The 14,930-nt window shown below is 65.7% G+C and carries 7 protein-coding genes; 3 read left to right on the top strand and 4 right to left on the bottom strand.

Going from position 1 to position 14,930, the window contains the following annotated elements:
- Window positions 1-44: 44 nt before the first annotated feature.
- Both ACP2YP_RS08875 and ACP2YP_RS08870 read right to left on the bottom strand, forming a co-directional pair.
- Window positions 45-1,277, bottom strand: coding sequence for a branched-chain amino acid ABC transporter substrate-binding protein (locus ACP2YP_RS08875; RefSeq protein WP_426423712.1), 1,233 nt, complete (start codon window positions 1,275-1,277; stop codon window positions 45-47).
- Between the two features lie 226 nt (window positions 1,278-1,503).
- Window positions 1,504-1,653, bottom strand: coding sequence for a hypothetical protein (locus tag ACP2YP_RS08870; RefSeq protein WP_426423710.1), 150 nt, complete (start codon window positions 1,651-1,653; stop codon window positions 1,504-1,506).
- 156 nt (window positions 1,654-1,809) lie between these two features.
- Here ACP2YP_RS08870 and ACP2YP_RS08865 point away from each other — a divergent pair, with 156 nt between their 5' ends.
- Both ACP2YP_RS08865 and ACP2YP_RS08860 read left to right on the top strand, forming a co-directional pair.
- Entirely contained in the window at window positions 1,810-2,898 is a 1,089-nt protein-coding gene (locus ACP2YP_RS08865) for a glycosyltransferase (RefSeq protein ID WP_426426083.1), read from the top strand.
- A gap of 100 nt (window positions 2,899-2,998) precedes the next feature.
- Entirely contained in the window at window positions 2,999-4,066 is a 1,068-nt protein-coding gene (locus ACP2YP_RS08860; RefSeq protein ID WP_426423709.1) for an endo-1,4-beta-xylanase, read from the top strand.
- A gap of 3 nt (window positions 4,067-4,069) precedes the next feature.
- Here the strand turns inward: ACP2YP_RS08860 and ACP2YP_RS08855 are convergent, their stop codons facing one another.
- Together ACP2YP_RS08855 and ACP2YP_RS08850 are read right to left on the bottom strand one after the other, a co-directional pair.
- Window positions 4,070-4,867 carry a protein-L-isoaspartate O-methyltransferase family protein gene (locus tag ACP2YP_RS08855; protein ID WP_426423707.1) on the bottom strand — a complete coding sequence of 266 codons (798 nt, stop codon included), beginning with the start codon at window positions 4,865-4,867 and terminating at the stop codon, window positions 4,070-4,072.
- Complete coding sequence (locus ACP2YP_RS08850) at window positions 4,864-8,328, bottom strand: ATP-binding protein (RefSeq protein WP_426423705.1); 3,465 nt, start codon at window positions 8,326-8,328, stop codon at window positions 4,864-4,866. Before ACP2YP_RS08850 ends, ACP2YP_RS08855 begins: the two co-directional genes overlap by 4 nt.
- 136 nt (window positions 8,329-8,464) lie before the next feature.
- On the opposite strand from ACP2YP_RS08850, the gene ACP2YP_RS08845 reads away from it, so the two are divergent.
- Window positions 8,465-14,902 (top strand): amino acid adenylation domain-containing protein, encoded by a 6,438-nt coding sequence (locus ACP2YP_RS08845; RefSeq protein ID WP_426423703.1) that lies wholly within the window; start codon window positions 8,465-8,467, stop codon window positions 14,900-14,902.
- The last annotated feature ends 28 nt before the right edge of the window (window positions 14,903-14,930 follow it).

Here is a 14,930-nt window from a genome sequence, read left to right as displayed (position 1 = left end):
CCCCGCGGCCGATGATGGCCGCGAGACAACGACAGCCTTCGCGATTACGGCCGCGCCATCTTGCAGGTCGTGGAGACCATGGCCTGCGGCGTATCGATCCTGGAGACCAAATGCCAGCCCCAACCAGTGCTCTCCTCGTCGAACGGCTCGCTCTCGGTCAGCTTGCCGAGGGAGGAGATGTAGATCGGCTGCAAGAACTGATGGTCGTCCTTGCGCATGATGCCCTCGCCGCCGTCAAGGACCTCGAACTTCAGGTCCTCGAGCGCCGCCGCCACCTTCACGGGGTCGATCGAATTGGCCTTCTCGGCCGCCGCCTTGAACATGCGTATCTCGTTGACCGCGCGCGGATACCACAGCGACAGATTGACCTTGGCGCGGAACGCCTTCTCGTAGTCCATCGCAGCCTTGTTGCCGGAATTCGCAAAGCCTTCGGTGATCTGGAAGACCTGATGGTCCAGACCGGTCTGCTTGACGGCCGTGGGACCGCCGGCGCCGCCGGCATAATAAGTGTACCAGTTGACCTTCAGTCCGGCATCCGCCGCGGCCTTGAGCAGCAGCGCAAAATCCTGGCCCCAATTGCCGGTAACGACGCTGTCGGCGCCGGACGCCTTGATCTTGGCGATGTAGGGCGAGAAGTCCGTGACCTTCAGCAGCGGATGCAGCTCGTCGCCGACGATCTGGATGTCGGGCCGCTTGGCACCGAGCATCTTGCGCGCATCTGTGCGCACCGACTGGCCGAACGAATAGTCCTGGTTGATCAGATACACCTTCTTGATGGAGGCGGTGCCCTTCATGTAGTTGGTGAGCGCTTCCATCTTGATGTCGGAGCTCGCATCCCAGCGGAAATGCCAATAACTGCACTTCTCGTTGGTCAGGCTCGGATCGACAGCGGCGTAGTTGAAGTACAGGACTTCCTTGCCGGGATTGCGCGAATTGTTCTTGGTGACGAAGTCCGACAGCGCCGCGGCGACCGACGAGCCGTTGCCCTGGGTGATGTAGTGAACCCCGGCGTCGATCGCCTTCTGGGCCTGCACCAGGCTCTCTTGCGGATTGGTCTTGTTGTCGAGCGGGACGATCTCGATCTTGTGGCCGAGAATGCCGCCCTTGGCGTTGAGCTCGTCGGCCAGATACTGGAAGGTCTTCAAACCACCCTCGCCGACGCTGGCACCGCCGCCGGAGAGCGGATCGATATAGCCGATCTTGAGAGTGTCCTCGGCCGACGCTGCATGACCGAGCATCGGGGCGATCACGGCAATGGCCAAAGTGAGCTTGCGCATTATTTGTTTCCTCGCTGGCTATCGACTTTAGTCGATGGGCTCTTTTGCGCATGTTGCAGCGCATTTCAGCCTTCTTATGAGCAGAACGAACTTTGCTTTTCAAGGGCAACAGGACATGGCTCGGGCCGCCGCTATGAAATGTGATGCGGCTGCCCGGCCGGTCCGCAGCATTCCGCGACGAGGAATAGAACGCAAGGGGAAAGGCAAGCGTCAGCGGCAGAACTGGCTACGCGAGAAGTGCGCGATCCTCGTCGCCGACGAGATTGAAAATGATGCCGGTCAGCGAGCCCAGGCCGAACGCCGCGAGCAGGCCCATGCCGCCCCAGCCAGGCCAGACCCCAAGCAAGCCGAAGCCGACGCTCGACCCGCTGCGCACATGATCGCGATAGGCCCCCGAATGAGGCCGTCCGACCGGTTTCGCGCGTTAGCGTTAAATTTGCGAAGTCCTTGAACGGACCGACGCGATCATCGAAAAGAAACCATGATTTCAAGACGTCGCCCGGCTTTCTCTCAATGCGTGGACGTGACTGACATGGTCGTTGCCGAGCGAATACACGCAAACCGGGCCGCCCTGCCCCATAGCGGCACCGATGCGTCGCTGGTCCCGGACGCCCCCGCCGACGGGGGCGAGCGGATGACGCTCAACCTGTTCTTCGAGGAGCGGGACGACCGCTGGTTTCCGGGCGACCGCCACGTCCGGCCGCTGCTGCGGCGCATGCTGCTCGGCAAGTCCTGGATCAGCGGCCAGCGGCGCGTGTTCCTCAACCTCTGCGCCGGGCTCGACCGGGTCGGGATCCGCTACCGCATCAACGATTACGGCTATATCCGCAAGCACCCCGACGAGCTCGCCTGCATCATCGGGCGTCCCTTCGTGCTCGACTGGTTCGCTTGGCAAAACCCGCTGTTGCTGGGTGTCGCGATGTACGACCATCCCGTGGACGCACTTGCGCATCTCAAAGACTTGCACAGCAAGACCATCCTGGTGCCCTGCAACTGGTACGCGGAGATGTGCCGGCCGTACTGGCCGCATGTCGAGGTCTGGCCGGTCGGCATCGAAACCGATTTGTGGACCGAGACCGCCGCCGAGCAGAAGAGCGTCGATGTGCTGCTCTATGACAAGGTGCGCTGGGAGCACGACCGCTACGAGAGCGAGCTGATCGAACCGGTCCGCAAGCATCTCGAAGCGAGCGGCCACTCGGTCGAAGTGATCCGCTACGGTCATTACAAGGAAGACGACTACAAGGCGGCGCTGGCGCGCAGCCACAGCATGGTCTTCCTCTGCGAGCACGAGAGCCAGGGCATCGCCTGCCAGCAGGCGCTGTCGAGCGGCGTGCCCGTATTCGCGTGGGATCGCGGCGGGCCGTGGCAGGATCCGGAGTATTTTCCGGACAAGGTGAGATACGAAGGCGGCGTGTCCTCGGTGCCCTATTTCGACGCACGTTGCGGCCGCACGTTCATCGACGCGAACGGCTTCATCTCCGGCTGGAGCGACTTCTGGTCGCAGGCCAGCGCGGGCGACTTCGCACCTCGCGATTATGTGATGGACAATCTGACGCTCGAAAAGGGCGCGCTTCACTATTACGGGATCGCTGAAGCGGTGATGCAGCGTCAGGCGCGCTGACAAGACCGTTCGCGAAAGTTAACCCAACAACAGGAAACCACGGCGCCGCAATGCGCCGCTTGGTACATTGGCGCGTTGGTTCCGAAAGGACGGCCGCCACGTGACGAAGCTCGACAGACGCGAATTTCTCCTCGGCAGCGCCGCAACGCTCGCGGCGGGCGCATCGGCGTCCGCACTCCCGGTGTCGAAACTTGCGCAGCGCCGCCCGGGCTTTGGCGCCGCCGCCACGCTCTGGGACTTGCAAGCCGATCCGCGGCTCGGCGAGGCCATCAGCACCTATTGCACGCAGGTGGTGCCGGTGCTCGAGCTGAAATGGCCGATGCTGCGGCCGGACGCGCACACCTTTGCCTTCGAGCGCGCCGATGCCATCTATGATTTCGCCCAGCAGAACGACCTGACCATGCGCGGCCACGCGCTCGCCTGGTATCACGACATTCCGGACTGGACCAAGCAGATCAAGGATTCGAAGGGCGTCGAGCGCGCCTATGTCGATCACATCAACACTGTCGTGTCCTATTACAAGGACAAGCTGACCTCGTGGGACGTCGTCAACGAGCCCATCCCCGACAATCCCAAAGGCGTCACCGACCGGCGCGACACGTTCTGGACGCAGCATCTCGGCGATCGCTGGATTCCGCTCGCCTTCCGCACCGCGGCCGCAGCCGATCCGTATGTCAAGCTCGCCATCAACGAATACGATATCGAGTCGGCTAAGGACTCGTTCATCGCCAAGCGCGCGGCGTACCGCAACCTCATCATGAGTCTGCTCGACCAGGGCGTACCGCTGCACGCGGTCGGACTGCAATCGCATCTGCATGCCGAGCTTGAGATCGACACCCATGGGCTCGCCGAGTTCGTCACCGAGCTCCGCTCGTGGGGCCTCGAAGTCTACGTCACCGAGCTCGACGTCGACGATCAGAAGCTGACGGGAAGTCCTTCGGAGCGCGACGCCATCGTCGCCAGGCGTGTCGACGATCTGCTGACGGCGATTGCGACCAGCGGACCGGTGCGCTCGATCCTGACCTGGGGACTTTCCGACCGTTACAGCTGGATCAACGGCACCTTCGCCCGCAAGGACAAGCAGCCGAACCGTCCGCTGCCGCTCGACTGCGAGTTCAAGCCGAAGCCGTTCATGGACGTGATCAGCAAGTTCATGAAGGACGTGTGACGTCTAGTGCGGGTCCGACGGCAGCCCCTGCGCGATGCCGCGAAAGCTCAGCGGCGCGAGCGACGATGCCCGCTGCCACCAATCGGCGACGCGATCGTCCAGCGCAGTCACCCCGCGGCCCTGGCCGGGAAAGATCCGGATCTGCTGCACCGCTTCGGCCTCGAACCCCTTGCCCTTGCGCGTGATCCTGAGGGCGGCACCTTCGCGGTCCCGCTGCGTTAACGGAACCAGCAGGCGGCCGCGCGGGCGGAGCGATTGAAGCCAGAGCGGATGCGGATGCGAGAAGCCGGCATGCACGATAATGACGTCAGCCGGCTCGCCGATGTCGCGGCAGCCGTCGCCGTTGATAACTTCGACATTCCGATAGGCGCGAAGATAGGCCGCGGCGCGCACCGCAAGCCGTGCGTCGCATTCGATGGCCTGCACCCTGCCCTTCGGACCCACGATCTCTGACAGGATCGCCGAGAAATAGCCGAGCCCACACCCGATCTGGACCACGCGGTCCTTCTCCCCGACGTCGAGCACATCGATGAAATGCGCCCACAGGCTCGGCAGTCCGGTGTCGAGCCTACGGCGCGCGTCGATCGCGACCAGCACATTGTCGTAGAGATGGACAGGATCGGCATCAGGCGTCAGCCGGTAGCTGCGCGCCGCCTCGCTCTTGATGCGCCAGGGCCCCCTCGCCAGAAAATTTTCGCGCGGCACCGCCGCAAGCGCTGCAAGCAGGCGCGGTGAGGAGAGCCGTTCCCGCTTCGCAATCAGCTCGACATAGCGCGCACGGGCGGCGGCGAGCTCGCTCATCTCACCGGGTCGGCCGGCTGACGAACGGGCGTGTCCCCACCGAGCTCGTGCACGAGTTGCATGGCCTGCTTCAAATCGTGCGCCAGGAATCCTTCGTTGAACTTGCCGACGATCGGCAAGAGCAAAAGGCTCGCATGTTCGCGCTTGCCGGAATCATACGACAGCCGCGCGAGGCTGACGGCGGTGCGCAGCTCCCAGGACAACGCGCCTTGCTTGCGCGCCGTCTCCAGCGACAGTTCGAACAGATCCTCGGCCTCCTGCACCGAGGCCGGATTGCCGTCCGACAACGTGATCTCGCCCTGCAGGCGATAGACCTCGGCGAGGTAGGAGTGATCTCCGGTCCGTCGTGCGGTCGCAAGCGCACCGTCCAGCGCGCGCAAGGCGGCGTCGCGCATGCCGACCTTGGCATAGGCCTCCGCGAGCAGGCAGCGGAACCAGCAGCCGGCAAGCCAGGAATCCATCGCCTCGTATTCGTCGAGGCCGAACCGCATCTGGCTGATGCCTTCGTCGGCTTCGCCCAGTTGGGCCAGCGCCCAGCCGCGCAGGATCGCGGCCTGCTGCTTCCAGTGCAGGAAATTATGCTCGGTGGCGATGATCATGGCGCGGTTGGCGTGGTCGCGCGTGCCCTCGATATCGCGCAGATGCTGGCAGAGATAGGCGCCGAACACCAATGCGAAGGCGAGCGAGAAGGGATGGCGGATCTTCTCCGCATGCAGGATCGCCTGCTCGCTGTGCTGGCGCGCCGCGTCGGGCTGGCCGAGGAACCACAGGAGATAGCCGAGATAAGACAACGAGACGACGCCGGGATCGGTGCCGTGACGCTCCATCAGGTCGGAATGCAGATCGGGGCTGTAGAGATTGATACAGCGGTGCAGATGATGCTGCGCGGCGGCGAAGCGCCCGCGATAGAGCATGGTCATCGCGATCGAGCGGTGCGCTTCGATCAGATAGCCGGTCTGCTGCGCCGGCTCCGTCCGCTCGTTGAGCCGCTCGCGCTTGGCGAATTTCAACAATTCGACGCTGAGATCATGCGCGCGGGTGAGATCGGCACGGATGAAATGGCACACCCAGAGCCCGCGGGTGGCGGCAAAGGTCTTTTCGTCGTCGTCGAGCTGCTGGCCGAGCTCGAGGGCGCGGATGTAGTTCTCCTCGACCTCCTGAACCGCGTAGCCCTTGGCGGCGATCAGCGCGTTGCCGAGCGCGATCCGCAGCTCGAGCTCCATCTCGTCGGCACCCTGCATGCGGGCATTGGCCTGCACCACGCTGAGGCCGCGGCGCAAATGGCCGATTGCCTCGAGATTGGCGCCGCTCTTGGCCGCCTGCTTGCCGGCCTTGAGCCAGAAGCTCGCCGCGCCCTCGCTCTGGCCGGACTCGGTCAGATGGTGGGCGAGCAGCTCCGGCTCGCGCTCGGTCTTCTCCGGATACATCTCGGCGAGCACCTGGGCGATGCTCGCATGCAGCTTGCGCCGCTCGCTGTGCAACAGGCTCGCATGCGCCGCGTTCTGGATCATCACGTGCTTGAAGGAGTAGAGCGCGTCCGGAGGATGGCCGCGGCGCGTGATCAGGCCCGCCTCCTCCAGATGCGTCAGCGCCGCTTCGATCTGCTCCGCCGGCGTGTTGGCGACCGCATGCAGGGTCTCGTAGGAGAACTCGCGGCCGATCGTGGCGCCAATCTGCGCGATCCGCTTGAACGGCCCCATCCGGTCGAGACGCGCCATCAGCGAGTCCGTCAGCGTCGCCGGGATCGCCAGTTGCCGCCACGGGCCAGACAGCACGTAGCGGCCATGCCGCTCGGTCAGGAGATCGGATTCGAGAACCGTCTTGGTCAGCTCCTCCAGGAACAGCGGCACGCCGTCGGTCTTGACGATGATCTCCTCGATCACCTCCTTGGGCAGCTCGCGCCCGGCGACACGCTCGACCAGCGTCGCGCGCAACGGCCGGCTCAGCCGGTTCAGCACGAGCGTGGTGATGTGCGAATGCGCGTTCCAGCTCGGCTGGAATTCGGAGCGCGCGGTGATGATGGCCAGGATCGGCCGGTTCTGCACCCGGTCGACCAGGAGGTCGATCACCTCGCGCGAGGTCGGATCGATCCAGTGCAGATCCTCAAAGGCCATCACCAACGGCATCTCGCGCGCGAGGCCCAGGAAGTGATTGACCAGCGCCGCGACGGTCGCGTCCTTTTGCTGCTGCGGCGACAGGTCGAGCGGCGGATAGCGCTCGCCGGTGGGGATCGACAGCAGGGTGGCAAACAGCGGCGCGACCTGCGCGATATCGCCGCGGGCGGCGGCAATCGCATTCTCCAGGCTCGCCAGCGACAGCGCGGACACATCCTCGCGATCGAGGCCGAGAGAGAATTTGAGCTGCTCGACGAACGGATAGAAAGCGGTGGAGGTGTAATAGGGCGAGCACTGGAACGAGACCTGTCCGTGCCGGTCGCCTGCAATCCGCTCAAAAATCTCCTGGATGATGCGCGACTTGCCGATGCCGGGCTCGCCGAACTTGACGACGACCTGGCCGTCACCCTCCTTGACCTGCTGCCAGCGCCCCATCAGCAGCGCGATTTCCTCCTCGCGGTTGACGAGCGGGGTCAGCCGCGTGCCCATGGCGGCCGCAAAGCGAGTTTCCACCCGCGTGGCGCGCACGACGTGCCAGGCCTGGGCCTTCTCCGAGATGCCCTTCAGCGCATGAGCGCCGAGATTGCGGTAATCGAACTTCCCCTTCAGCAACGACTGCGTCGAGGAGGAGATCACCACGCCGTTGGGCGGCGCCAGCGCCTGCAGGCGCGCGGCAAGGTTGACGGTCTCGCCGACCGCGGAATCCCGTTCTTCGGTGCCCTGGCCGACCAGGTCGCCGACCACGACGAGGCCGGTTGCGATCCCAATGCGGACGGCGGGCGCGTGGCTGAGCGCGCCGCGCGGCTCGATCGCGCGCGCCGTCGAGAGCACCCGCACGATCTCGAGCCCGGCGCGCACCGAGCGCTCGGCATCGTCCTCATGCGCCGTCGGGTAGCCGAAATAAACCAGAATGCCGTCACCGACGAAGCGGGCGGCAAAGCCCTCGTAATGCTTGACCACGCGCACGCAGGTCTCGCGGAAGCTCGCGATCATGTCGCGCACGTCTTCCGGATCGAACTGGGCGGAGAGCGCGGTGGAATCGACCATGTCGCAGAACATGGTGGTGAGCTGACGCCGCTCGGCGCCGACCTCGGTGCGGATCGGCCGGTGCGCGGGCGCGGCCGGCGCCTCCGCCGTCTCGGCCTGGAACAGCGACGCGGTCGCCCGCTGCAGCCGCTTGCGATCGCCGAGCGGCAATCCGAGCTCGGCAAGATCAGCCTCGGTCAGGTCGCCCATGACGTCGAGGTCGACGCGGTGCTGTGCGAACAGATCGGTGTAATGGCCAAGACCGATGCGTTCGAGCCAGCTCTTCAACCCGACTTCCGTCCCAGGCTCTTTCTCCAGCATGGTGATCCCGCCCGACACTCCCCCCGCCGAAGGGCTTAAGGTCCCCTCAACCACAGATTTTGGGGCCAAAACTTCACCTCAGACTGGACGCGTTCCCTAACTCTTGGGAAGAATAGCCCAATCAGATCAAAAGGGAATGGCGTTGTCGGGGATTGCATCCGGGGCGGGAGAAGGATCGGCCGGCGCGGGCCCCGAGGCCGAAACCCTTGCCGATATCGGCACCCTTCTCGCCTTCCATGCGCGGACGATACCGGCGGCACCGGCCCTGCTCGCCCCCGGCCGGCCGCCTCTGACCTATGGCGCGCTCGGCGCCAGAATCGCGCATCTCGTCCAGACGCTGCGCGCGCGCGGCATTGCACCTGGCGACCGGATTGCCGTTGCGCTGCCGCGCGGCGCCGACAGCGCGCTGGCTCTGATCGCGGTCGCGTCCACCTGTGCTTGCGTCCCCGTCAATCCCGACCTGACGGCTGACGAACTGCAACGGTATTTCAGCGAATTGAAGCTGACGGCGCTTGTCACCCGGTCCGACATGAACTCACCAAGCCGTGACGTCGCCAGAGCGCTCAATATCGCGGCGATCGACTTCGTGCCGGGACCGGAGATGGACCTCGGCGGCTGCGAGTTCGTCGGGCCGACGATCGGTCCGGCAAGCACAAACGGCGCCGCGCGCGCCGAGGACGATGCGTTCATCCTGCTGACGTCAGGCACGGCGGCGCGGCCGAAAATGGTCCCGCTGACGCATCGCAATGTGTGCCTCTCCGCGCAAAATGCCGGCCGCGTGCTGTCGCTCACATCGCACGATCGCCTGCTGAATGCCTTGCCGCTGTTTCACGCCCATGGGCTGATCTCCGGACTGCTCACGGCATTGGCCGCCGGCTCCAGCGTGATCGCGACCGGCGGTTTCGACGCGCCGTCCTTCTTCGGCTGGATGCGGGACCTGCAACCGACCTGGTACACGGCGGTGCCGACCATTCATCGCGCGCTGCTGACGGCCGCGGAGACCAACCCGGAGCGCGCCCGCGGGTCATCGCTGCGCGTGATCCGCTCGGCCTCGTCCTCGCTTGCCCCTGCGATCCTGAACGGGCTGGAGGCTCTGTTCGGCGTGCCCGTGCTGGAAACCTACGGCATGACGGAAGCGGCCTCGCAGATTGCCGCCAATCCGTTCGAGCTGCGCAAGATCGGATCGGTCGGCCGTGCCGCCGGTCCTGAGATCGCGATCATGGACGAGACCGGCCGCGTGCTTGCAAGCGGCGCGCGTGGCGAGATCATGCTGCGCGGAGCGAACATGAGCCGCGGTTATTATAATGACGAGGCCGCGACGCGGGCCGCATTTCGCGACGGCTGGTTCCGGACCGGCGATCTCGGCTATCTCGATGCCGACGGCTATCTCTTCATCGTCGGCCGCATCAAGGACGTCATCAACCGCGGCGGCCAGAAGGTGTCGCCGCTGGAGGTGGAAGAGGTGCTGCTGGCCCACCCCGCGGTGCTGGAAGCCGGTGTCTTCGCCGTTCCCCACGCCAAACTCGGCGAGAACGTCGCCGCCGTCGTGGTGCTGCGGGAAAATTCCGAGGCGACCTCCGACCAGCTGCGCCAGTTCGCGCGCAAACGCCTCGCCGCCTACAAGGTGCCAAGCCTGATCCGCAGCGTGGCGGTGCTGCCGAAGGGCGCCAGCGGCAAGGTCAAGCGCAACGCACTGGCCGAGCTGATTTCGGCGTCGCATGATGACGACGAGACGCAGCTGCCGCGCACCGCGTTGGAGACCCAGCTTGCGGAGATCTGGGCCAATCTTTTGGAGCTTCCGCAGGTCGGCGTCGATCAGGATGTCTTTGCGCTCGGCGCGGATTCGCTCGCGGTCACGCAGATGCGCTCCCGCCTGCGCGAGCGCTTCAACGTCGACTTCTCGTTCGAGGACATTTTTGATTGCGCCACGGTCGGCGCTCTTGCGACCCGGCTCGAGACCACGGCGCATCGCGATCCGATGCTGCCGGCATGGCGCCCGGCAGCCTCTGAAGGAGACGCGCCGCTGTCGTTCCAGCAGCAGCGGATGTATGTGCTCTCGCGGCTCGATCCGACGCGCTACAATTATAACGTGGTCGAGGTCGCACTGCTCAAGGGCGAGGTCGACATCGCCGCGCTACAGGCGAGCCTCGCGGCGATCTGCGCGCGCCATGAGGCGCTGCACTCGGTCTTCGTCGAACGCGAGGGCGAGCCCGTGCAGCGCGTGCTTCAGACACCGCCGCGGTTCGAGCGGATCAAGCTAAGACCCTGCCCTCCCCACCGGCGGGCTGCGGTCGTCAGGCGCGAGGCGCTCAAGCTGGCGCAATATCCGTTCGATCTCGCCCGCGAGCCGCCGCTGAAAGTCACGCTGCTGTCGTTCGACAAGTCCAGCCATGCGCTGGTGGTCAATGTCCATCACCTCGTCACCGATGGCTGGTCGCAGCGGCTGTTCTGGGAGACGCTCGCCGCCGGATATTCCGCCGCGCGCAAGGGGAGCACGACGATGCTGCCCTCGCCCGGCTTCCAATATCGCGACTTTGCGCGCTGGCAGCAGAGCTGGGCGCAGACACCGGCGGCAAAAGAGCAGCTCAATTACTGGCGAACGCAGCTCGAAGGCGTCACCACGCTGCCGCTGCGGACCGACCGGCCGAGGCCGGAGACGTGGAGCGGTCACGGCGCCCGTCACTATTTCGAATTGTCCAAGACCCTTTCGGCCGACATTCGCGCGCTGAGCCAGGACCAGGGCGTCACGCCGTTCATGGCGCTACTCGCGGTGTTCCAGTGTCTGCTGTTTCGCCATACCGGACACGAGGATGTCGCGACGGGCTCGCTGATCGCGAATCGCAACCAGATCGAGAGCGAACGGCTGATCGGGCTGTTTGCCAATACGCTGATCCTGCGCACCGATTTCGGCGGCGACCCGACTTTCGGCGAGATGCTGCGCCGGGTGCGCCAGGTCACGCTCGATGCCTATCGCAACCAGGACCTTCCGATCGAGGAAGTCCTGCGCGCGTTGCAGATCGCGCGAAGGAGCGATGGCAATCCGCTGTTCCGGATCATGTTCATCCTCCAGAACGCATCGATCGAGGCGGCGCGCTTCCCCGGCCTGTCGACGCGGCGGCTGGAGATCGACCCAAAAGTCGCGCGCTTCGACATCACGCTCGAGCTGGTCGAGGCCGAGGGCCGCTTTACCGGCTTCTTCGAATACGCCACCGATCTGTTCGACGCGGGGACGATCGAGGGCATGGCGGATCAGTTCAAGACCCTGCTCAAGGCGGTTATCGCCAATCCCGAGCAGCGCATCTCGCGTCTGCCGCTGCTGACGGAGGCGGAACGCCGGCGTCTGCCGGCGAGAGGCCGGCCGGCCAATTTCAGCACCCGTGGCAATCTCTGCGAACGCTTCGAGCGGCAGGCGAAGAAGACGCCGAACGCCGTGGCGATATCCGACGGACGTCTGTCCCTGAGCTATCGCGAATTGGCGCGCCGCAGCCAGGCGATCGCGCGGTGGCTCACGCGCGAAGGCGTCGGCGCCGAGAGCGTAGTCGCACTGCTTGCCGATCGCGGGCTCGACCTGCTCGCGGCGATGATCGCGGTCCAGTGCGCGGGTGCGGCCTTCCTGAATCTCGATCCCGAGCAGCCACCGGCAAGGCTCGCAACCATCCTCGGATCAAGCTGCGCAAGCGTGCTGCTGACGGGGCGCGCGCAGTCCGCCATGGTCGACGCGCTGCTCGAGCCGCTGGTCGCGCGCATCCAGGTCGCCGGGATCGAGGATGCGAGCGCGCTGGAATCGACCAGGCCGGCCCGTGCGGCGCGGCGCGCAAGCGCGAGCCTTGCCTATCTCATCTATACGTCCGGCTCTTCCGGCGCGCCGAAGGGCGTCATGATCGAGCAGCGCGGGCTGTCGAACCATCTGGCGTCGCTGATCGCCGAGCTCGGCCTCACGGCAAGGGACGTGATCGCGCAGACCGCACCGCAGAGCTTTGTGATCTCGGTCTGGCAGTTCCTCGCCGGTCCCATGGTTGGCGCGCGCGTCCATGTCTGCGGCAATTCGGTCGTGCAGGACCCGATGATGCTGGCCCGGGAGATCGAACGCGAGGGCATTACGGTGCTCGAGATCGTCCCCTCGCTGCTCCGCGTCATCCTCGAACGTCTCGACGAGGCGCCGATGCTGCGCGCCTTTGCGAAACTGCGGCTCCTGATCTCGACCGGCGAGCCACTGCCGGTCGAGCTCTGCCGCGCCTGGTTCGCCCGCTGCCCGAAGGTGCCGCTGATCAACGCCTATGGTGCCTCGGAATGTTCTGACGACGTCTCCCTGCACCGGCTGACCAGGGCGCCGGACACGGCGACGACCAATGTCCCGGTCGGCGCGCCACTGCCCAATACCCAAATCCACGTGCTCGATCCTGGTCTGGAGCCGCAGCCGATCGGCGTGGTCGGCGAGCTCTGCATCGGCGGCGCCGGCGTCGGCCGCGGCTATGTCAACGATCCCGCCCAGAGCCGGCAGCGCTTCATCCCCGATCCGTTCGCGCGCCAGCAAGGCGCGCGGCTGTACCGCACCGGCGACCTCGCCCGCCGCCGCGCCGACGGGACGATCGAATGCCTGGGCCGCGCCGACCTTCAGGTCAAGGTCCGCGGCTATCGCATCGAGCTCAAGGAGATCGAGGCTGCGCTTGGCGACCACGCAAGCATCCGCGCCGGCATCGTCGAGCCGCGCCGCGACGCCAATGGCGATGTCAGGTTGATCGCCCATGTCATTGCCAGGGCCGGCAGCCAGATCAGCGCCAGCGAGCTGCGCGACTTCCTCAAGAGCCGGTTGCCTGTCCATGCCATCCCGTCGGCCTTTCTGTTCCTGGATCAGGTTCCGCTCAATGCCCACGGCAAGCTCGATCGCTCCGCGCTGCTTGCGCCCGCGCAACAGGAGAGCGCGGGGACGGACGCCGCCGTGCCGGCCCGCCGCTTCACCGAAAAGGTGCTGTCCGACATCTGGATCGACCTGCTGAAGGTCGAGAGCATCAGTGTCACCGACAATTTCTTCGACCTCGGCGGCCATTCGCTGCTCGCCGGCCAGGCGATGGCACGCGTGGCCCGTGCGCTCGGGGTCTCGCTGCCGATCAAGACCATCTTCGAGGCGCCGGCGATCGAGGATCTCGCCCGGCGGGTCGACGAGGCCGTGGCCACGAAACCGCAAATGCCCGCGGGCGGCGTCCCCCGCCTGGCCGACAACGGGCCTCCCACGCTGTCGATCGCGCAGGACCAGATGATGCGAATCGAGCAGAACCTGCCCGATCTGCCGCTTTTCAACCTGCCCTTCGCTTTCCACCTCGAAGGCCCGATTGATCCGCTCACGCTGGCGCAGGCCATCGACGACATCGTGCGCCGCCACGAATCGCTGCGGACGGCGTTCGGCTGGAATGGCGAGGAGCCGGTCAGCCGGATCATCGCACCCGCCGCGCTCGGTCCGGTCCTGACCGTCGAGACCATCGGCGACGGGCGGCCCCACAACAACAAGCGCCGCAAGGCGCTCGAGCTGAAGAAGATCGAGCTCCTGATCGCGCAGGAGACCTACACCCCGGTCGACGCCGCCCGGGCGCCGCTGCTACGGGCGCGGCTGCTGCGGCTGCACGCCGAGGATCACGTCCTGCTGCTGACGCTGCATCATGCCATCGCCGATGGCTGGTCGATCGGCGTGCTGTTCGAGGAATTGTCCAACCGCTACGCCGCGCTGGCAGGCCATCCGTCGACGCCCTTGCCGAAGATGCCGCTGGCGTTCTCCGACGTTGCACGCTGGCAGCGCTGGTGGTGCGGCACCGAGGCGGCCCGCCGCCAGGCTGCCGACTGGACCGAGACCTTGCGCGGTTCAGCCCCCCTGTTTGACGGCGAAGCGCGGCCGGGTGCATCGACCGGCCATCATCCGCTCAGCCTGGAGCGCGACCTGGTCGGCCGGCTCGCGGCCTATGCGCGACAGCACAATGCCACGCTGTTCATGTGCCTGCTCACCGGCCTCAAGGCCCTGCTGCTGGCGCGGACCGGACGCACCGACATCTCGGTCGCGACCGCCATGGCCAATCGCGCCCAGTCGGATACCGAAGGGATCGTGGGTCCGTTCGAGAACACGGTGATTGTCCGCAGCCGAATCACGCCGGATCTATCGTTCACACAGGCCTTAGGCCACGTGCGCCAAAGCGTGCTCGACGCGCATGCCCGGCAGGAGCTGCCGTTCAACATTCTGGCCGACCATCTGGAGCAGGAGGGCATCGATCCGGCTTCGCTGCTCCAGGTCTATTTCACTCTGCAAAATCCGCTGCGCCAGCCGCTCGACCTGCCCAATGTCGCGCTGCGATCGATCGGAAACGTCGCGCGCGAGGGCCAGCCGGTACTGCCGGTCGACCAGACCTGGCTGTCGCTGATGCTCAAGGAGCGCCCGACCGGAATCACAGGCTCGTGCAATTACAAGGGCGAGCTGCTCGACGGAACCATGGTCGGCACGTGGATGGAGGATCTTGTCGCGCTGCTGGGAGCCGCCATCACCCAGCCGAATACGCCGCTCGATCGGCTGCTCGCCCGCCGGGCGGCATGACTGGCTGTGCAGGACGGGCGAACAGAGT

It is taken from the genome of Bradyrhizobium genosp. A, from assembly GCF_049949275.1.
Taxonomy (GTDB): domain Bacteria; phylum Pseudomonadota; class Alphaproteobacteria; order Rhizobiales; family Xanthobacteraceae; genus Bradyrhizobium.
Note: the sequence above shows the minus strand (reverse complement) of the source record. Positions and strands in the feature narration are given on the sequence as shown.

Bases quoted from the DNA above. Each gene is read 5' to 3' on its own strand.
- ACP2YP_RS08875 (WP_426423712.1), bottom strand. From the start codon at position 1,277: ATGCGCAAGCTCACTTTGGCCATTGCCGTGATCGCCCCGATGCTCGGT.
- ACP2YP_RS08865 (WP_426426083.1), top strand. From the start codon at position 1,810: ATGGTCGTTGCCGAGCGAATACACGCAAACCGGGCCGCCCTGCCCCAT.
- ACP2YP_RS08855 (WP_426423707.1), bottom strand. From the start codon at position 4,867: ATGAGCGAGCTCGCCGCCGCCCGTGCGCGCTATGTCGAGCTGATTGCG.
- ACP2YP_RS08850 (WP_426423705.1), bottom strand. From the start codon at position 8,328: ATGCTGGAGAAAGAGCCTGGGACGGAAGTCGGGTTGAAGAGCTGGCTC.
- ACP2YP_RS08845 (WP_426423703.1), top strand. From the start codon at position 8,465: ATGGCGTTGTCGGGGATTGCATCCGGGGCGGGAGAAGGATCGGCCGGC.